Here is a 17,993-nt window from a genome sequence, read left to right on the forward strand (position 1 = left end):
GTGAGCCCGCCGGCCGCGCCCGCCGCCCCGGCGACGCCGCCCCCGGCCCCGCCGCAGGCGGTCCCGGCGGCGCGGCCCGTGAGCCTCAGCAAGGTGACGCTCACCAAGGAGGCCCCGTCCGTCTCGCTCACCAAGCAGGGCGGCACCTCCGGGTCCCTGCGCGTCAACCTCAACTGGCAGATGCGGCAGCAGGAGCCGGCCAAGGGCGGCGGCTGGGGCCGGCGGCTCAGCCGGGCGCTCCAGGGTGACCTGGACCTCGACCTCGGCTGCCTTTTCGAGCTCAACGACGGGACCAAGGGCGTGGTGCAGGCCCTCGGCAACTCCTTCGGCTCGCTGCAACGGCCGCCCTACATCCACCTCGACGGCGACGACCGCACGGGCGCGGCGGCGGCCGGTGAGAACCTCACCATCAACCTCGACCACACCCGTGACTTCCGGCGCATCCTCGTCTTCGTCACGATCTACCAGGGGGCCAGCAGCTTCGCGGGCCTCCACGCCACGGTCACCCTCCAGCCGCAGCACGGCGCGCCCATCGACTTCTCGCTCGACGAGTGCACCGTGCCGTCCAACGTCTGCGCCCTCGCCCTCATCACCAACAACGGCGGCGACCTCGTCGTCCAGCGCGAGGCCCGCTACCTGGTGCCCGACCGGGGCACCAGCCCGCAGCGCACGCTCGACCACGCGTACGGCTGGGGGATGAACTGGACACCCGGGCGGAAGTGACGCCCGGCCGGGAGTGAGGGTGTGGGGGCGCGGGCGCGGAGCTGCCCCGGCCCTCACTCCCGGATTCCGGCTTCAGGGCGCGGCCTCCGGGCGGGCGTAAGTCCGTCCCTTCCAGGCCGCGCCCCGGCCCCGGTAGTGCTGGACCGCCGAGTCCACCGTCATCAGCAGGTAGAGCACGGCGGTGAACGGGAGCAGGGGAGCGAGCCACAGCGGCTGCCGGTAGTAGCGCAGCATCGGGAAATACGTCCCGGTCATCACCGCCCACGCCGCCGCCCCGGCGGCCAGTGGCAGGGCGCTTCCGGTGAGGGCGCCGGTCACCACGGCCACCGGCGGCGCGAGGTAGACCGCGGCCAGCCCCGCCACCGTGGCCACCAGCAGCAGCGGTTGGTACAGCAGCTGCGCATAGGCGCTGCGGGACACCATCCGCCACAGCTGCCCCAGGCGGGGATAGGGGCGGACGCTGTCCACCTGCTCGGCGAGGCCCAGCCAGATCCGGCCGCCCGTGCGCTTGACCGCCCGCGCGAGCGTCACGTCGTCGATGACCGCGTGGCGGATGGCGTCCGGGATCCGGGCCCGCTCCGCAGCCTCCCGGCGCAGCAGGACGCAGCCGCCGGCCGCCGCGGCCGTCCAGCCGCCCGGCCGGTTGACCCACCGGAACGGATAGAGCTGGGAGAAGAAGTACACGAAGGCGGGGACGATCAGCCGTTCCCACCCGGTGGCCACCCGCAGCCGGGCCATCTGCGAGACCAGGTCCAGCCCGTTCGAACGGGCCGCCGCGACCAGTTCGCGCAGACTGCCGGGCGCGTGCGCGATGTCGGCGTCGGTCAGCAGCAGGTACTCGGAGTCCGTCCGGGCACGGGCCAGCGCCATGCCGTGCCGGACCGCCCACAGCTTGCCCGTCCACCCGGGCCTCGGCTCCCCGGGGGAGTCCACGGTCAGCGGCAGCCCGCCGTGCTCCTCGGCCAGCGAGCGGGCCAGAGCCCCCGTGCCGTCCGTGCTGCCGTCGTCGACGAGGAACACCTCCGCCCGCCCCGGGTAGTCCTGGGCCAGCAGCGAGGGCAGGCTCACCGGCAGCACCTCGGCCTCGTCCCGGGCGGGCACCACGATCGCCACGGACGGCCACGCGTCCGGTGGCGTACGGCGCGGCAGACGCACGTCCGTGCGCCAGAAGAAGCCCTGGCCCAGCAGCAGCCACACCCACGCGGCCAGGGAACCGACGGAGATCCATGTCAGCGCGTTCACCTGTCGCAGTCTGCCGGACGGGCCGGTCGCGCGGGGGGATCCGGCGGATGGATCAGGGGGAGATCGGGGGGTGCCGGACGGGTGCCGTCGAACAGAACCCGGAGAAACCCGGGGACGGAAGACGGAAGCCCCGAAGCCCCAAGCCCCGAAGCCCCAAAGCCCCAAAGCCCCAAGCCCCGAAGCCCCAAAGCCCCAAGCCTCGAAGTACTAAAGCTCCGAAGCTGTCCGGGGATGGGGAGGGGAAGCCGCCGGGGGAAAACGGAGGCCAAAGCCGAACGGACCGTGTCATCAGGCCGGGATCCGGCGGTCCCGGGCGCCGGCCATCCATTAAAGTGACCGGGTGAAGATCGCGCTCATGGACTCCGGCAACGGCCTTCTGGCGGCGGCCGCCACCGTGCACCGGTTGCGGCCCGACGCCGATCTGGTCCTCTCCTCCGACCCCGGCAGCATGCCCTGGGGCCCCCGCACCCCGCAGGACGTCACCGAACGCGCCCTGGCCTGCGCCCGCGCGGCGGCCGCGCACCGGCCGGACGCCCTGATCGTCGCCTGCAACACGGCCTCCGTCCACGCGCTGGCCGCGATCCGGGCGGAGCTGGAGCCCGGCCTCCCGGTGATCGGCACCGTGCCCGCGATCAAGCCCGCCGCGGCGGGCGGCGGCCCGGTGGCCATCTGGGCCACCCCGGCCACCACCGGCAGTCCCTACCAGCGCGGGCTCATCCGTGACTTCGCGGCCGGCGTCGAGGTCACCGAGGTGGCCTGCCCCGGCCTCGCCGACGCCGTGCAGTGGGCCGACACCGCGGCCGTCGACGCCGCCATCGCCTCGGCGGCGGCGCGCACCCCGCGCGACGTCCGCGCCGTCGTCCTCGGCTGCACCCACTACGAGCTGGTCGCCGAACACATCAGGGCCGCCGTCCAGAGCCCCACCGCGCCGCCGCTCGTCCTGCACGCCTCGGCCGGGGCGGTGGCCGCGCAGGCGCTGCGCCGGATCGGTGCCGGTCCGGCGCCGGACGCGGAGCCGACGGGACGGCTCACGGTGCTGCTCGGAGGGCAGGAAGGGGTCCTGGACGCGGCCTCCCTGAGCTACCCCGAGGGCCGGTCCCTGATGACGGTCGGGGCCGGGCGCCCGTAGGAATTCCGGGCGGGGCCCTACGGGAGGGACCCCGCCGCCGCGGCCCGTCCGCGCGGAGACCCCTGCCCCCGGAGCGGAACCTCGGTACGCTGCCTGATATGAGGGACCACCCGAAGGCCCCGCAGGGTCACGACGACAGTGAGCCGGCCGTCTGGACGGGACGTGCCACCAACCGCGTGCAGTGGCTGCTGGCCGCGGTGGGCGCCGCCTGCATGGCGCTGGGCATCGACCTGGCCGTGGCCCACCCCTGGACCTCGGGCGTCATCCCTCTCGTGATGTCGGTCGTCGGCTGCGTCGCCGCCGGGCTGCTGATGCTCTACGGCACGCTCGCCTTTGTGCACGTGGCCGTGCGGGTCGACAAGGAGACCCTGGAGATCCGCTGCGGCCACATCGGGCTGCCCCGGACCCGTATTCCCCTCTCCCTCGTGGTCGGCGCCGATTTCGCGCCCCGGGTCACCCCCCGCCAGTGGGGCGGCTGGGGTTACCGCTGGCGCCCCGAGAAGGGCACGGCCGTCGTGGTGCGCCGGGGCGAGGGCTTCGTGGTCCGGCTCGGCGACGGCCGGTCCTTCACGGTCACCGTGGACGACGCGGAGGCCGCCGTGCGGGTGATCCGCGATCGTCTCGGCCTCGGCGGCGGACGCCCGGCATCCGTCTGACACGGGCCCCCTTCGGCCGCTCCCCGGTTCTGAATGCCCCCGTCGTGTGACGTCCGCGGGCTCCCCGGGCCCGTCGCCGCCTGATGCCCCGGGCGTCGGAGGCCAGTTCACAGTACGCGAGTTCCAGTGCTCGAAGAAAAAGGCGGAAATAAATTCGGCCAAGCCTCGGCCCTGTCACTTGAAGTCCCCGCCTTCCGCTCTATCCGGGAACCGTTTGCTTTGCTAACGTGTGGGGTGCGTATTCTTCCGAGCGCAGTCGGGAGTCGTTGAGGATGCACCGCAAAAGCATATGATCGACCGCTCGATCCCACGTCAGTAAGTGCGGCTTTTCCCTTTGGGTTTCCCGGGGGAGGGGCATTCTGACGAACCGGACGGCGGGGGTGCCCCCGACCCCTGATCACACCTGTTGATCAGGAAGAAGCACGAGGTCAGGACGGCAGCCGTCCCTATCGCATTGCGCACTGTCAAACCCTCCGGGCCTATCTGCCCACCTCGGCGCAGGGAGATTATTCTCGCCTGTTCGAGCTGAATGCAGGGACGCGCATGAAAGCTTTTCGGGTCACTCGCGAGTTTCCCCTCGCATTGCGACTGCTATTGATCAATCAGTTTGGCATCGACATTGGGTTCTATATCCTGGTGCCCTTTCTCGCGGCATACCTGGGCCAAGAACTCGGAATGTCGGACGCGCTCGTCGGCCTGGTGCTGGGCGTACGCAACCTGGGCCAGCAGGGCCTGTTCCTCCTCGGCGGATCCGCCGCCGACCGGCTCGGTCCGCGCGCGGTCATCATCGCCGGATGCACCCTGCGCACCCTGGGGTTCTCCCTCTTCGCGTTCGGCACCACGCTTCCGGTCGTCCTCGGCGCCTCCCTGCTCAACGGGCTGGCCGCCGGCCTCTTCTACCCGTCCGCCCGCGCCTACGTCGCCCTGGAGGCCGGCGACCGCAAGGCCGAGGCGTTCGCGATGCTCAACGTCTACGCGACCATCGGCTCACTCATCGGGCTGCTGCTCGGCAGCGTGCTGATCCGGACCGACTTCCGGATCTGCGCCGTGGCCGCCGCCGTCGTCTACGGGCTGCTGACCGTCGCCCAGGCCATGGTCATCCCCGACCGGCCGGCCCCCTCGGCCGACCGCAGCACCGTCCTGGGCGACTGGCTGGAGGTCTTCGGCAACCGCCGGTTCCTGCTGTTCTCCATCGCCACGACCGGCATGTTCACCGTGGAGAACCAGCTCTGCCTGCTGCTGCCCGCCGGCGCGAAACAGGCGTCCGGCTGGGAAGGGGCGGCCGGGATCCTCCTCGGGGCCGGAGCCGTGGCCAACCTCTTCCAGATGCCCATCACCCGCGCCCTGGAACGCCACGGCGGCGGCACCCGCTGGGTGGGCGGCGGGCTGGTGGTCATGGGCCTGGGCTTCGTCCCCCCGCTGCTGATCTGCGCCGACGGCCCGCCCGAGGGCCTGCGCGAGATCGTGCCGCGGATGCTGGTCATGCTCGTCGGATCCCTGCTGCTGTACGTCGGCACCATGGTCGCCCACCCGGCCGTGCTGGAGATGATCCCCCGGTTCGGCCGCGAGACGCTGGCGGGCACCTACTTCGGCCTCTTCTACGTCTTCGCCGGACTGACCGCCGCCGGCGGCAACGCCGTCGTCGGCTGGACCATGGACGTCGGCAAGCAGTACGCCTGCCCGTGGCTGCCCTGGCTGGGATGCCTGATCTTCGGACTGTCCTCCGCCGCGGCCGTCACCGCCCTCTACCGCACCCGGCTGCTCCCGGACCAGCCCGAGGTTCCCGCGATGGAGGGCAGGATCATCTCGTCCGGACTGCCCGAGCGGAGCGGGGCGGTGGCCGCGGAGGCCGCCTCCGGACCGGCGGGACCGACGGCCGAGGGCGTCGGCCGCTGGGAGACGGGCCTCTGGGGACGGGCCCGGTTGCCCGGCCCCGGGCGGGCCACCGACGACGCGACGGAACAGCCCCCCCGCTGACCCCGCGCCCGAGGGAGGACGCCCCGGTGGTCACGGACCACCGGGGCGTTTCGCGCACCCTGACGACCGGCCGCTCCGCCCGCCGTCTTGCGCGGCCGGGCCGGGCACCGCAAGGTCGAGTCGAGGACCGCGCCCGTTCGGACCGGCCGGGCGCGCCAGGTCCGTTCCGGCCCGCTGAGGAAGGACGCCCATGCCCATCGCCACGGTGAACCCCGCGACCGGCGAGACCCTCAAGACCTTCGAGGCCCTGTCCCCCGAGGAGACCGAGCGCCGGGTGGCCACCGCGGCCGCCGCGTTCCGCCACCACCGCACCAGGGACTTCGCCGAGCGTTCCCGCCTCCTCCGCCGGGCCGCGGACCTCCTGGAGGAGGACCGGGACGACATCGCCCGCACCATGACCACCGAGATGGGCAAGCCGCTCGCCGCCGCCCGCGCCGAGGCCGACAAGTGCGTCAAGGCCATGCGCTGGTACGCGGAGCACGCCGAGGCCCTGCTCGCCGACGAGCGGCCGCCGGACGCCGCGGTCGCCGACTCGGGGGCGTCCGCCGTCCGCGTCCACTACCGCCCGCTGGGTCCCGTCCTCGCCGTCATGCCGTGGAACTTCCCGCTCTNGCGGTCGCCGACTCGGGGGCGTCCGCCGTCCGCGTCCACTACCGCCCGCTGGGTCCCGTCCTCGCCGTCATGCCGTGGAACTTCCCGCTCTGGCAGGTGGTCAGGTTCGCCGCCCCCGCCCTCATGGCCGGCAACGTCGGCCTGCTCAAACACGCCTCCAACGTGCCGCAGACCGCCCTCTACCTGGAGGACCTCTTCCGCCGGGCCGGATACCCCGAGGGCTGCTTCCAGACCCTGCTCATCGGCTCCGGAGCCGTCGAATCCGTGCTGCGCGACCCCAGGGTCGCCGCCGCCACCCTCACCGGCAGCGAACCGGCGGGCCGTTCGGTCGCGGCCGTCGCGGGCGACGAGGTCAAGAAGACGGTCCTGGAGCTCGGCGGCAGCGACCCCTACGTGGTGATGCCCTCCGCCGATGTCGCCCGGGCCGTACGGACGGCGGTGACGGCCCGGGTCCAGAACAACGGCCAGTCCTGCATCGCCGCCAAACGCTTTATCGTGCACGCGGACGTCTTCGAGACGTTCCTGGAGCGGTTCACCGCCCGGATGGACGGGCTGGCCGTCGGCGACCCGCTCGACGAGACCGTCGACGTCGGCCCCCTCGCCACCGAGCAGGGCCGCGCCGACGTGGAGGAACTGGTCGACGACGCCGTCCGGCTGGGCGCGGTGGCCCGCTGCGGCGGTGGACGTCCGGCCCTGCCGGGACGGCTGGCCGACGGCTGGTTCTACGAGCCCACCGTGCTCACCGACATCACCCCCGAGATGCGGATCCACCGCGAGGAGGCGTTCGGCCCCGTCGCCACCGTCTACCGCGTCGAGGACCTCGACGAGGCGGTGGCTCTGGCCAACGACACCCCGTTCGGCCTCAGTTCCAACGTCTGGACCCGGGACGAGGCCGAACAGCGCCGCTTCGTACGGGACCTGGAGGCGGGCGGCGTCTTCTTCAACGGCATGACCGCCTCCCACCCCGCCTTCCCCTTCGGGGGCGTCAAACGCTCGGGCTACGGGCGCGAGCTGTCCGGGCACGGCATCCGCGAGTTCTGCAACGTCACCACCGTGTGGTACGGAGCGGAACCGGGCGCCGGCGGCTGATCAGCTGCCCCAGCGCAGGGCGGCCGTCCGCACGGGCGCGTCCCACAGCCGCAGCATCTCGTCGTCCACCTGGCAGAGCGTCACCGAGGCACCGGACATGTCGAGGGACGTGATGTAGTTCCCCACCAGCGTCCGGGCCACCGGCACCCCCCGCTCGGCCAGCACCCGGTGCACCTCCGCCGCGAACCCGTACAGCTCCAGCAACGGCGTCCCGCCCGCGCCGTTGACCAGGACCAGCACCGGCCCGCCCGGCCGCAGGTCCTCCAGCACCGCGTGCACGGCGTAGTCCGCGATCTCCCCGGACGTCATCATCGCCCGGCGCTCGCGCCCCGGCTCGCCGTGGATGCCCACCCCGAGCTCCAGCTCCCCGGCCGGAAGGTCGAAGGTCGGACCGCCCTTGCTCGGCGTCGAACAGGCCGAAAGCGCCACCCCGAAGCTCCGCGCCGCTCCGTTCACCCGCCGGGCGATCGACTCCACCCGCTCCAGCGGTGCGCCCTGTTCTGCCGCCGCCCCGGCGATCTTCTCCACGAAGAGCGTGGCACCCGTGCCCCGCCGGCCGGCCGTGTGCAGGCTGTCGGTCACCGCGACGTCGTCGTTGACGAGCACGCTCGCGACCTGGATCCCCTCGTCCTCCGCGAGCTCGGCGGCCATATTGAAGTTCAGGACGTCACCCGTGTAGTTCTTCACGATGAACAGCACCCCCGCCCCACTGTCCACAGCCGCTGCCGCCCGCACCATCTGATCCGGCACCGGAGATGTGAACACCTCCCCAGGACACGCGGCATCCAGCATCCCCGGCCCCACGAACCCCCCGTGCAACGGCTCATGCCCCGACCCACCCCCCGACACCAGCCCCACCTTCCCCGCCACGGGCGCGTCCCGCCGCCGGACGACGCGCCCTTCGACGTCGACCGAGAGCTCGGGGTGGACGAGGGCCATACCGCGCAGGGCGTCGGGGACGACGGATTCGGGGACGTTGATGAGCATTTTCATGTGGGTCTCCTCCAGTAACAGGCGGTTAGGTCGCCGACCTGCATTTCCGCAGGTCAGCCGGAGTGGTGAAGAGAGTCGTTGATCTTGACGGGCTCTGACGGCCGGTGACGGTCTGTGACGGTACTGATGCTGACCTAATGCTGACTTTACTGACGCTCCATCAGTTGAGTCATGGGCTACTCAGCGTGATGGTTTTAGCGTACTGAGGCTGGTGCGCCGAGGAACTCGGGTGCCTCAAGAGCCGAGCCCCATCTGGTGGAGGCCGTCTCGACTGCTGTGGTGAGTGTGGCGGCCAGGGGGAGGGTCGCTGCGAAGGTGATGGCTGCGCGGGTCAGCGCTTGGGGATGGCGGATTCGCACATCGCCGACACTTCACGAGATGGCGCCGCCCCCGCTGCTGCCAGCCGGCCTACGCCGAATGCCTCGAGGCCCTGGGGCTGCGGCTGTACAACCTGGGACAGCTCGCACAGGCCCGCCGAGTCTGCGCGTCGGCAGCGCGCGAGTGGAAGCAGATCATCCGCAAGGATGTCCGCCCCGCTCGCCGGCTCATCGACGCGCTGCTGGGTGTGGGGCGGCTGTGGTCAGAGACGGGGTGCGGCGATCGTACGCTGTCCGCGTTCCAGCACGCCGCCAGCCTCGCCTTCGAACTGGCCAAGGCCGACCAGTTCGCAGACGCATCCCAGGTCCCGCGTCTGGGAGATGACGCTCGCACCGTTGTCGCCGCTGACACCACGAGGTGTAGGCTGCCGACAGCCATGCGGATCCCGGGCTGAAGCGCCGGGTTCGACAGCACCTCACCTCCGATCCACGCGGACGAACCAGTAGCTCGTGCGACACATCGGATGCCAGGGTTCCCTCATTCTTCTGCGGCCCAAGCACGTGTGCGTGCTGGGACCGCTCCTGAGATGCGATGTGAGACAGAGATGACCCATTCGTTCATCGCCCACACCAGCCCCGGACGCAGCAGGGTGTTCGCCCTTGTGAGGAGTCCTGCAGACGAGCTGGAGGCAGTGACCACACTGGGAGCGGGCGATCTGCACCTGACCGGGGAACTGGTCAGCGCGCTCAACTCCTTCCTGTACGACCGAGACGACAGCGCTCTCGGAAAGGTGCTGGACCGTGTCCCGAAACCGGTGCGTATGGCCGCACAGCAGTACCTCAGGAACCGGTGCGAACCGGTGATGGGGGCCTTCACCGAATACGGGCCGGTGGAGGTCGTCCGTGAGGCGGTGTACTTCTCGCAGATCGACGCGGAACTTGAGGAGTACCTCGAAAGTGCCTACATGATCGGACTCGGGATCCGCATGTCGAATGAGAGGCTGCGCGATGGCGGCGTCGGGTGGGTCATCCGGCTGCTCAACGACGAGGTTTCCGTGCGGGCCAGCGCCGAGCCGCGTACCTGGGCCCTGCCTGAAGGGGCGAAGCTCGTACGGACCTGGACGAGTAGGCAGATGACCGGCAGTGTCAGTCCTGTGCGTGGCGCGCTCCAGGTTGCGGTGGATGCGACGGATCGGGGCCGGTGGGTGCGGATCCACACGCTGCTGCACAGCCGCTACGACGTCGACTTCGAGGGCAGCGGAACCTCGGAGTTCGTTGTCGACGTCTTCGACTCTCCCATCCCGCTGAAGCAGCGGGGCGAGTGAGGCCGGGGGCTGTTGCCCCGGCCGCTCGCCGGGCCGCCTGGGGCCGGCGGGAGAGATTGCCTGTAGCCGTTGCCGCCACGAACGTGAACGAGGCGGCAACGGCCGGCCGGTCCGCCTTGCTCTGGCCGTCTCTCAGCTATGTACGGGGCTGTGCTGTCCGCAGTGGCGCAGGCCATGCCGAAGGTCCTCATCGCTGGTGATCAGCCGGACGACCTGCTCGCGGGGCTGCGGCCTCTCGGCCATGCGGCAAACCTTGCCGGGCGGCTTCGACGGAGTATCAGACGGCCGGTTCGCGAGCTTCGGGCGGCTGGTCCAGTTGTTGTTCCCGGCGCCTTTGCTCCACCCTGAGGGTTTCTACTCTGGCGGTGAGCAGGGCGAGGTTGGCTGCAGGGTCTGCACTGTCGTAGGGCGGCAGAGCGAGTTGGAAGGCGTTGGCGTGCTCCTCGATCGAGTCCGCTGTCTGCTGCAGGTTGAAGCTGCGTTCGCGGAACTTGTAGTACCCGGTGATTCCCGCGCAGATGGCGACCAGCATGGTCAGGCCGATGATGATCGATTTGAGTGGCTGGGCGGTGTCGCTGAACGCTTGTGCACCAGCGTTGGCGATCGAACCGACGATGATCAAGAGCTGGAAGAAGTTGTGCCGCCGACGGTAGCGGTGGCTCTCCTTGCGTAGCTGATCCAGCTCCTCGGGGATGGACTCGCTGTAGGCGAACTGCCTGTTGCGGATCGGGATGTCGAGCGGAGGGGCATCGATGAGCCGGTTCTCGATTGCGACTTCGAGATTCAGCTCCAGTTCCTCGCGGGTGAGCCGGTTGCCGGGTGTCCCGGGCTGCGGGCCTGCGTGCCTGATCGTTTCTATCCACGAGGACCCGACGAACCCGATGACACATACGATGCCCAGGAGGATGAGCACCGTGTTGATGGGGGCCATGTCGAAACGGCGCCACGTCAGCGCTGTGGGGACAGCGACGCCAAGGACGCAGAGCACGCCACCCGCACCGAAGCTGTACATCAGGCGCTGCCTGAACCGGACGTCCCGAATATGCTGACGCCACTGCAGAACCCGCTCGTTATGCTCGCGCAGGCGTGTGGCTGGCCCTCGCGACAGCGGAGCCGACATCCATCTCCCCCTACCGTTTTACTCTTCCCGATCCCGCCTCGGCCTCGATCTTCAGCGCGGCAAGCCCGCAGGCAGATCGTCTTCGTCCGCGTATCGGCACGATAGGGCCACGGCCTTGTTCAGGGGGTGGAGATGCATCAGTTGGCCACAACGCGATCCTCGGACCCTGCGTGGCTTCGTTTCCGTCGGCTCGCCGTAACGGCCCCTGCTGTGATGCTGGCCGCGTTGTCAGTGGGAGAACGTAGGATCTGCCGATCCGCGAGGCGTCAGCATCCTGAGACCGCGCGAAGGAGGCTCGTCGGTGGGTCAAGGAACGCGGGGGGGGGGGCGGTCGGTGAAGGCGGAGCTTGAGGAAGCCGTGGTCTGGGGGCGGCAGAAGCTTGGGGAGATGGGGGTCTTCGCTGTCGATGACGGTCTGCGCTGGGCTGCTGCTCACGGACTGGTTCTGTCTGTGTGGCGTAATGGCCCGGTCGAGGACGCGCATGTCGCTCGGCCGACCAGCCGACGCAAAGACATGCCTGACGGGGTGATGTTCGCCCGCAACACCTGGCTTACCCGGCAGGCATTCGATGTGTTGGGATCGACGCGTCAGTACCGTCTGTACGGGCTGGAGCGTCTGAACCTGGACCGCGACACCGAGTGGCCCAGATGCGGCGGAACGCTCACGGACTTCGGCTGGGGCATCCTCGGAGAGATCCAGAAGCACGTGACGAAGCGCATCGACCAGTTCGCGTACTTTGAGGAGATGCTGGAGCCGGAGGACTTCCTCGTCTTCGCCGCAGCTCCTCAGATCGGCACCCATATTGATCACTATGGCATGCCAACAGTGGCCGACCTGCGTGGAAGCGGCCCTGCGCCGGCTGCGCGGCGAGGATGAGGAGTTCCTCCACAAGTGGGGCGACTTGATGGAGCGCATCGGGCCGGCGCCCGACCGCGTCACCGCGGACATCAATACGGCGGGCCAGCTTCTGCTGGAGTCGCCCTGGGAGCTGGGCGCCGACGTCCTCGAGTGGTTCGCTTGGAACCCTGTCCTGAGCAAGCCGGACATTCCCTCGTAGCGCCTCGCGCCGCCCGCTCGATTCGAGGGCTACGGCGGCGGGCGGCGTCAGCGGTGTTGCGCGCGAACGGTGTCGACTCGCATGAAATCGTCAGGCATCTCGTCCATGAGCAGGCCGCCGGGGTCCACGAGTGCCGCCACCATGGGGTGGAGGTCCTGGCCGGCGGGGTCGTCCTGGCCGGCGTGCCATCGCGCAACCGCCCGGCCGGCGCCTGCTACCAGGTCGGCAAGCTGGAGGGAGGGTGGTCCACCGAGCGGCCGCGGACCAGGCTCTGAAGGTGGCTCTGCTTGATCAATCCTTGCACCAGGCCCACGGCTGTCGCCCCGCGTTCCAGGACGTCGAGTTTGTCGTCGGTCAGCAGCCGTTGGTCGTCCGCAAGGACCTGGAGCTTGCCGCCGTAGCGGATCGAGGCGTGGAGAATGACTGTCGGCACGGCGGTGACGAGCGGATCGGTGGAGTCGTCGAGCAGTCCGTGCTCTCCGGTCGGAGTGGCCTCGGCCGGACGTTCACAGGCGAAGGCTTCGGCTTCGGCGCGGGTTTCTCGCAGTATCTCCAGGACCCGTGTCGCCTTCTTCGCCTGCGGGGCTTTACGGCGGCGGGCGTAGGCGTGGCACTGCTGGATGACGGTGAAGAGGTCGTCGACGGTGACATGGTCGCCCGTACGGTTCTTCTTGGAGAAGAAGCCCACGGCGGTGGCAATGAGTCGGTCGAAGCCGTCGCGGCCCATCGCCCGGGGGCCTTCGGTGGCCAGGTCCAGGGCGAACTGCCGGGCGACGCCGTTCATGACGATGTCGATGCCCATGGCGTTGAACCGCTCCTCCAGCAGGAGGTCGACAAGTTTGGCCGCGACGAAGTAGTGCTTGTCGATCACGTATACCGAGGCGCGGTCATGGAGCGGACCACCGGGTGCCAGCAGGTCGCCCAGGAGGTGACGGCGCCGGCCCGCAGCCGGGTCGGCGAACATCTTCTGGAACTTCAGCTCTGTCGCGGACTTCTGGATCCCCGCCTCGACACGCAGGGTGTCCACGATGGCGGCAGCATCGGCGTCATCAATGGCCACCGAGCCCAGGATCATGGAGCGGTCGCCGCCGTGCAGCTGATCGCCGTGGTAGCCGGACTCGTCGATGGCGATCCACCGCCCGGCCCCGGCCCGGTCGTCGGTCGGTTCCAGACGGCTGCGACGACTGAAGTTCGCTCCGAGCAGTCCCGTCCCGGCGTTCGGCGCATGGTCACGTTCGATCATCCCGCCATCCTCGGCGCACGACGCCGCCCCGACAAGCTGCCCGACTGCTCCACCCGACTCCCGTGCCTGCTGCTGCGCTGCAGGCACGACGAGCATGCCGGTGAAGTCTCTTTCTCGCAGCTGGGCAGGGATGACGGGGTGTATCGCAGACGAGGGGTGCGCCGCGCAGTTGTAGCGTCGGTGTACCGGTCCGGGGAGGACTGGACCGGGCGCAGGAGACATCCCGGATGCTCCGTGGCGCCGGCAGCGGGTGCGGGGCACCCACTTCGCCCTTCATGATCGTTCTCGATCCGCACCATGTAGTCCTCCAGCCGGCCGGGCAGCACCGAAGGGCTCACCGTGCCCTCCTCGCTCCGCCGCCGGGCAGACCACCTCCGTGCCGCCGGCGAGATCCGTTCCCTTGCCGGCGCCGGCATCGCCGGCACGACGTCGACGCTCCCGACGCCGACCGCGGCCTTGCGGCCCGGGTGCAGGCCGCATGCCGTGAGCTGCTCCTGTCGGCCTGCGGGAATTGCTGTGCAGGTCAGCGCTGCATGAGCCGGATGTCGGGGTCCTGGCGTTCGTCGGCAGGCCATGGAACGGCCCAGGGCTGGTTGTCCCCGTCCCGCAGGAGGGTGACGATGTTGCGTCCGTCGTACAGCTCCTCGAGGGGCTGACCCGTGACATGGGACAGAACCTGTGCGTAGTCGCCCACGTCGAAGGCATCGAAGACGAACTTGGTGGACATGCCCTGGAGGGGCAGCGTCATGACATCGACGTGGTTCTCACCTGCATACAGAAGGTGCTTGGGGACGCGGTTGAACAGGGTGGTCATGTAGGCGGCCAGGGCAGCCACCTCACGGAACTGCTGTGGGTGGAGGACGAGTTGTCGGGCCGCCTCGAAAGCCGGGACAGTCACGGCCTGGGCAAGGGCACCCCAGTCCTGGAGCACGGCGACGACGGCGGTCGCTCTGACTCTGATGGCGAAGAACGGGAAGTTGATGATGTCCACGTAGTCGAAGCAGTGGCGCGGGTCGGTGGGCTCCTGCGCCTGGAAAACGAACACGGAGGCCGGATGCTGATCTTTTTGCCAGCGTACGGCGCCGCGGGCCGCCTGCAGCAGCAGGTGGTGCATGCGGAAGGTGGTCAGGAATTCGGGCGAGACGATGGAGCCGCCCTGCGGGTCGCGCCGGTCAGCGAGGAGCGACAGTTCCCGGAACATGAGGCCGTAGTAGATCTTGCCCATCCACAGGAACAGGGTGGTGGCGTCCAGGGCCGCAACCGCTTCGGGGCCCTCCGCGAAGGCGTCGCCCACGGCTTGTTCGATGCGGGACAAGTGTTCGTTGTTGCAGGTGCTGCAGCAGGGAATCTTCATCTGCTTGTACGGCATCAGGGTGCCGTTGAGCAGTGTGATCTTCTCGTTCCACAGGTCGCACCGCCGCAGCAGCCACTGGGGGAAGACATGCTCGTCGGTCCGGCCTCCGGCAAGGTCGGCCCCGCACAGGAAGCATCGGTCCTGGGTGAGCGCCTGGTCGCGGTCCCACTGGTAGAGGAAGCCCGGTATCTCGTTCTGATCGTCGGTCTGTGACACGGGCCGACCCTAGACCAGCTGGCGAGCCTTATGGGCAGGGCAGCGTCGCGACCGGCCGCGCCAGACGGTTCAAGGCTGCCGAACACGTCGTGACAAGTTCCTTGAACCCTTGGCGTCCGTCCTGCAGATTCCGCGGCTCAATCTTCGTTCGTGTTACGGCCAGTACCGTGGTCACGAGGTTGTGTGAGGAGCCCGTACGCCACATGTCGCAACTCGGCCGGACCATCGAACGCGGCTGCGCATCATGGTCAGGAACCGGGCGCGGCCAAGCCCTACGGCGCCGTACACACTCACATGCGGTGACTGTCGTTGATCACGACATGCCGGGGTGCGGGGTCTGTTGCCTTGGTGCGGCTGGCAAGGGAGAGGATATGGCCGGGGTGCGGATGGAGTACCGGACCGTGACAGCGCGGCTGCGTCCTCCGCGTTTCGCCGTAGCCTACCGCCCAGGGGCTGACTGGATTCACATGGCCCGCGGTGCTGTGGCGGTGACCGCCAGGATCTGGGGTGGATCCGGTGGTGTCGTGCTGCCCGCTCGTGGTGATACGACGCAGGGCCAGGTCGATCGCGGTCTTCTGCCGTCGCTCGCGCACTACGATCCTGACATTGTGGCTGGTTTGCTGAGGATGCTGGCCGATGCCGCGCATGCGGATCCGGCGATTGTCGGCTTGGTGACCGCACGTTGGGTGGCCGACGGTGAGGACGGGGCTGCGACGTGGAGCCAGATGCAGTCTCAGCTGGTTCAGTCGGGGCTGTCGAGGATGAAGGGGATTCCCGGGCGGGGGCGGGTGGGGTGTGCAGGGCAGCGAGGTCCTGGTCGGTGTCGAGGAGTTCGGTGGCCCGGTCGTGGAGCATTTCCCCGGCCGGCAGAAGCTCTGCCACAGGTCCCCGGTATTCGGGGTTGCCCGAGGCGTGGTGGTAGGAGCTGATGCGTGCGGCGCCCTGGACCAGGGACAGATGGCTGAGTGCGTCGTTGTGGTCGAGGACCGGGGCCAGGAGCTGGGCTGCTTAGTGTGCGGAGATCTGGCCGTCGAGTGTGCGGGCGAGGCGTAGCAGGGGGTGGGAGGCCGCGGGGGCGCGGAGTTGGTGGTGGCGCCGTCCGCTGGCTGGTGTGTACGGATCGGTCGTGGCGGGGGTGGGTGCGGTGCTGCCGGAACAACCCGGAATGGCCGACGACGGGAACGTTCGTTCACCGCAACCACCGACGCCCTGCTCAGATCGCGACGTCGTTCCCGCGGCTGCTCGGGGTGGATGGGCGCGACCTGCACGTGACAGATCTTGACGCGGTCGACGGCACACCGGTCATCGACATCGCTCCCTACTTTCAGGAGATGGGCCCTCGGGGACCTGTGAGGGAGCCGGCGTGGCCTTCCGAGATGCTCCAGGACTACTGGAAGGATCCGCGGGAGCGAAGTTGAGCCCGATCACCTAATCCGACTGCTCTCCTCGGGTGTTGATGGAGGGGCGGCGTCCACCGCCTGCTGGAGTACTTGGCGTGTCCTCCTAGTGCCGCACGGCCAGCCACGCCCATCTCAGCCTCATCCCCAACGGGCGGTGAATCAAGTGGTCAGTGGCTGATCGTGTCGCTCGGACCTGGCTCAGCCGCAGCACTCACCTCCGGGACGACAACCACAGGCATCCGTCTCCTGGCGTTGGGCCGGGATCGTGGTCTCGGGGGCCGCGCATCAGCCCTTGCCCTGCCAGGCATCACGGCCTTCCTTCACGGCGATGGCGGCGATAACCAGGGCGGCGATCGGATCGGCCACGACAATCCCAGAGCGGCGTTGAGGACCAGGCCGACCAGCAGCACCGCGGAGAGGTAGGTGCACAGCAGGATCTGCTTGGAGTCCGCGACTGCCGAGGCAGAGGTGAGTTCCCGTTCGACCTTTCGCTGGGGTGGCAGACAGGAACGGCATCACCAGCAGGGAGAGGGTGGCGAGCACGATGCCGGGGATCGAGAGGTCCGCTTCCCCGGTACCGGCCAAGGCGCGGGCGGCGTCGACGGTGGGCTACGTGGCGAGCAGGAAGAAGGAGGAGGCGATGATCCGCCGTGCATCGCGTCGGGCATGGTCGCGGGCGAAGAACTGCCAGGCGACGGCGGTCCCGGTGCGCAGGGACGGGGCCTATCCGTACCGGTACCACCGCACCAGCACGAGGGCTTCCACGCGCAGGCCGTGACGAGCGGCCGAACCCGTCAGCCGAGAAGCTGTCCCAGCTGATCGGCGGCCGCTGTTACCTCAAGCGACAGCGCCGGCACCAATCGAGTGGCCACCCGTGTGATTCGGGTCAGTCGCCGCCGGGCCGTGCCGGGTTCGACCTCACCGTCCTGGATATCGTCATCCAGATCAGCGGCAATATCCCGCAGCTCGTCTGCCTCATCGTCATGCACTTGAGGGTCGTCCGCGCAACGACGCAACAGATCTGCCAATGCGGCCAGATCTTGGACTTCGAGGTTCGGCTGCACTGTGTTCGTCTGCGTGATCGTCTCTCCGACGTTGCCGAACTGGTTACCCTGTCCTCCGTAAATGTTGAACTCCATCCGAGTTCCTGGCTCGCGGTCCCGCACGTATGCCTCCAGATCTCCGCCTTGATAGAGGCAGTCGCGCCCCTCCAGCGTCAGCGCCAGGTGCACTGGGGTGTGGCTCCATGCCCTCCGCACCGTCAGTAGCCCCCGCGTTTCCATGAAAGCCGCGGTGTGCTCCGCCAGTTCTTGGCCTACGCGCATGGAGCGTGCGACGTCCGACGCCAAAAACAGCTCCAGGCTACGACGAGGGTGACCAGCCATTTCGTCGACCCATCGGAGGATCGCTGTACCGATGCTGTTCCTTGTCGCCGAGTCGCTCATGGGACGTGAGTGTATGGGCACCGAGCCGCCGTCCGTCAGATCTTTGACGGTTGCATGCCCACTGCCGTTCGGTTGACACCGACGCTGAGGTCGG

General features: G+C 69.2%; 14 protein-coding genes and 4 pseudogenes. 10 read left to right on the forward strand and 8 right to left on the reverse strand.

Annotation, left to right across the window (positions count from 1 at the left end):
* Window positions 1-723 (forward strand): annotated as a pseudogene (locus HN013_RS23905) (Tellurium resistance); the annotation flags it as partial.
* A 72-nt stretch (window positions 724-795) separates the two neighbouring features.
* Here the strand turns inward: HN013_RS23905 and HN013_RS23910 are convergent.
* Complete coding sequence (locus HN013_RS23910) at window positions 796-1,956, reverse strand: glycosyltransferase (RefSeq protein ID WP_212764745.1); 1,161 nt, start codon at window positions 1,954-1,956, stop codon at window positions 796-798.
* A gap of 349 nt (window positions 1,957-2,305) precedes the next feature.
* Here HN013_RS23910 and HN013_RS23915 point away from each other — a divergent pair, with 349 nt between their 5' ends.
* From HN013_RS23915 to HN013_RS23930, 5 genes and pseudogenes are all read left to right on the forward strand, one after another.
* A complete protein-coding gene (locus HN013_RS23915) occupies window positions 2,306-3,094 on the forward strand; it encodes a glutamate racemase (protein ID WP_171169595.1) in 789 nt (262 codons plus the stop codon).
* Window positions 3,095-3,192: 98 nt separating this feature from the next.
* Complete coding sequence (locus HN013_RS23920; protein ID WP_171169597.1) at window positions 3,193-3,750, forward strand: hypothetical protein; 558 nt, start codon at window positions 3,193-3,195, stop codon at window positions 3,748-3,750.
* 543 nt (window positions 3,751-4,293) lie between these two features.
* Window positions 4,294-5,727 (forward strand): MFS transporter, encoded by a 1,434-nt coding sequence (locus HN013_RS23925; RefSeq protein WP_171169599.1) that lies wholly within the window; start codon window positions 4,294-4,296, stop codon window positions 5,725-5,727.
* A gap of 190 nt (window positions 5,728-5,917) precedes the next feature.
* A pseudogene (locus HN013_RS34225) lies at window positions 5,918-6,211 on the forward strand (aldehyde dehydrogenase family protein); the annotation flags it as partial.
* Window positions 6,212-6,321: 110 nt separating this feature from the next.
* Window positions 6,322-7,428: an aldehyde dehydrogenase family protein gene (locus HN013_RS23930; protein ID WP_398980614.1), complete on the forward strand. Its 1,107-nt coding sequence runs from the start codon at window positions 6,322-6,324 to the stop codon at window positions 7,426-7,428.
* Here HN013_RS23930 and dhaK read toward each other — a convergent pair whose 3' ends face one another.
* Window positions 7,429-8,421: a dihydroxyacetone kinase subunit DhaK gene (gene dhaK / locus HN013_RS23935; RefSeq protein ID WP_171169601.1), complete on the reverse strand. Its 993-nt coding sequence runs from the start codon at window positions 8,419-8,421 to the stop codon at window positions 7,429-7,431.
* A gap of 922 nt (window positions 8,422-9,343) precedes the next feature.
* Between dhaK and HN013_RS23940 the strand changes: the two genes are divergently transcribed.
* On the forward strand, window positions 9,344-10,063 hold the full coding sequence (locus HN013_RS23940) for a hypothetical protein (RefSeq protein ID WP_171169603.1): 720 nt from the start codon (window positions 9,344-9,346) through the stop codon (window positions 10,061-10,063).
* A 277-nt stretch (window positions 10,064-10,340) separates the two neighbouring features.
* On the opposite strand, the gene HN013_RS23945 is transcribed toward HN013_RS23940, so the two are convergent.
* On the reverse strand, window positions 10,341-11,183 hold the full coding sequence (locus tag HN013_RS23945) for a DUF4231 domain-containing protein (RefSeq protein ID WP_171169604.1): 843 nt from the start codon (window positions 11,181-11,183) through the stop codon (window positions 10,341-10,343).
* A gap of 334 nt (window positions 11,184-11,517) precedes the next feature.
* On the opposite strand from HN013_RS23945, the gene HN013_RS33215 reads away from it, so the two are divergent.
* Window positions 11,518-12,060 carry a hypothetical protein gene (locus tag HN013_RS33215; RefSeq protein WP_249375329.1) on the forward strand — a complete coding sequence of 181 codons (543 nt, stop codon included), beginning with the start codon at window positions 11,518-11,520 and terminating at the stop codon, window positions 12,058-12,060.
* A complete protein-coding gene (locus tag HN013_RS33220; RefSeq protein ID WP_249375331.1) occupies window positions 11,996-12,241 on the forward strand; it encodes a hypothetical protein in 246 nt (81 codons plus the stop codon). The genes HN013_RS33215 and HN013_RS33220 overlap by 65 nt, the downstream gene beginning before the upstream one ends.
* Window positions 12,242-12,455: 214 nt before the next feature.
* Here HN013_RS33220 and HN013_RS23955 read toward each other — a convergent pair whose 3' ends face one another.
* The 3 genes from HN013_RS23955 to HN013_RS23965 form a co-directional block, all read right to left on the reverse strand.
* Window positions 12,456-13,484: a hypothetical protein gene (locus HN013_RS23955; protein ID WP_171169606.1), complete on the reverse strand. Its 1,029-nt coding sequence runs from the start codon at window positions 13,482-13,484 to the stop codon at window positions 12,456-12,458.
* Between the two features lie 523 nt (window positions 13,485-14,007).
* Window positions 14,008-15,054: a hypothetical protein gene (locus HN013_RS23960; RefSeq protein ID WP_312018701.1), complete on the reverse strand. Its 1,047-nt coding sequence runs from the start codon at window positions 15,052-15,054 to the stop codon at window positions 14,008-14,010.
* A 290-nt stretch (window positions 15,055-15,344) separates the two neighbouring features.
* On the reverse strand, window positions 15,345-15,701 hold the full coding sequence (locus HN013_RS23965; RefSeq protein ID WP_171169608.1) for a hypothetical protein: 357 nt from the start codon (window positions 15,699-15,701) through the stop codon (window positions 15,345-15,347).
* Between the two features lie 510 nt (window positions 15,702-16,211).
* Here HN013_RS23965 and HN013_RS23970 point away from each other — a divergent pair.
* Window positions 16,212-16,472: pseudogene (locus tag HN013_RS23970) on the forward strand (TrmO family methyltransferase); the annotation flags it as partial.
* Between the two features lie 180 nt (window positions 16,473-16,652).
* On the opposite strand, the pseudogene HN013_RS33225 reads toward HN013_RS23970, so the two are convergent.
* A pseudogene (locus tag HN013_RS33225) lies at window positions 16,653-17,162 on the reverse strand (cation transporter); the annotation flags it as partial.
* Window positions 17,163-17,248: 86 nt separating this feature from the next.
* Entirely contained in the window at window positions 17,249-17,899 is a 651-nt protein-coding gene (locus HN013_RS23975; RefSeq protein WP_171169609.1) for a hypothetical protein, read from the reverse strand.
* Window positions 17,900-17,993: the final 94 nt, after the last annotated feature.

This window comes from Streptomyces sp. I05A-00742 (assembly GCF_013055795.1).
In the GTDB taxonomy this organism is placed as follows: domain Bacteria; phylum Actinomycetota; class Actinomycetes; order Streptomycetales; family Streptomycetaceae; genus Streptomyces.

Coding starts and splice junctions, on each gene's coding strand:
- HN013_RS33220 (WP_249375331.1), top strand. CDS start 11,996: ATGGCATGCCAACAGTGGCCGACCTGCGTGGAAGCGGCCCTGCGCCGG.
- dhaK (WP_171169601.1), bottom strand. CDS start 8,421: ATGAAAATGCTCATCAACGTCCCCGAATCCGTCGTCCCCGACGCCCTG.
- HN013_RS23955 (WP_171169606.1), bottom strand. CDS start 13,484: ATGATCGAACGTGACCATGCGCCGAACGCCGGGACGGGACTGCTCGGA.
- HN013_RS23965 (WP_171169608.1), bottom strand. CDS start 15,701: ATGCGCGGCATCGGCCAGCATCCTCAGCAAACCAGCCACAATGTCAGG.
- HN013_RS23920 (WP_171169597.1), top strand. CDS start 3,193: ATGAGGGACCACCCGAAGGCCCCGCAGGGTCACGACGACAGTGAGCCG.
- HN013_RS23975 (WP_171169609.1), bottom strand. CDS start 17,899: ATGAGCGACTCGGCGACAAGGAACAGCATCGGTACAGCGATCCTCCGA.
- HN013_RS23940 (WP_171169603.1), top strand. CDS start 9,344: ATGACCCATTCGTTCATCGCCCACACCAGCCCCGGACGCAGCAGGGTG.
- HN013_RS23925 (WP_171169599.1), top strand. CDS start 4,294: ATGAAAGCTTTTCGGGTCACTCGCGAGTTTCCCCTCGCATTGCGACTG.
- HN013_RS23945 (WP_171169604.1), bottom strand. CDS start 11,183: ATGTCGGCTCCGCTGTCGCGAGGGCCAGCCACACGCCTGCGCGAGCAT.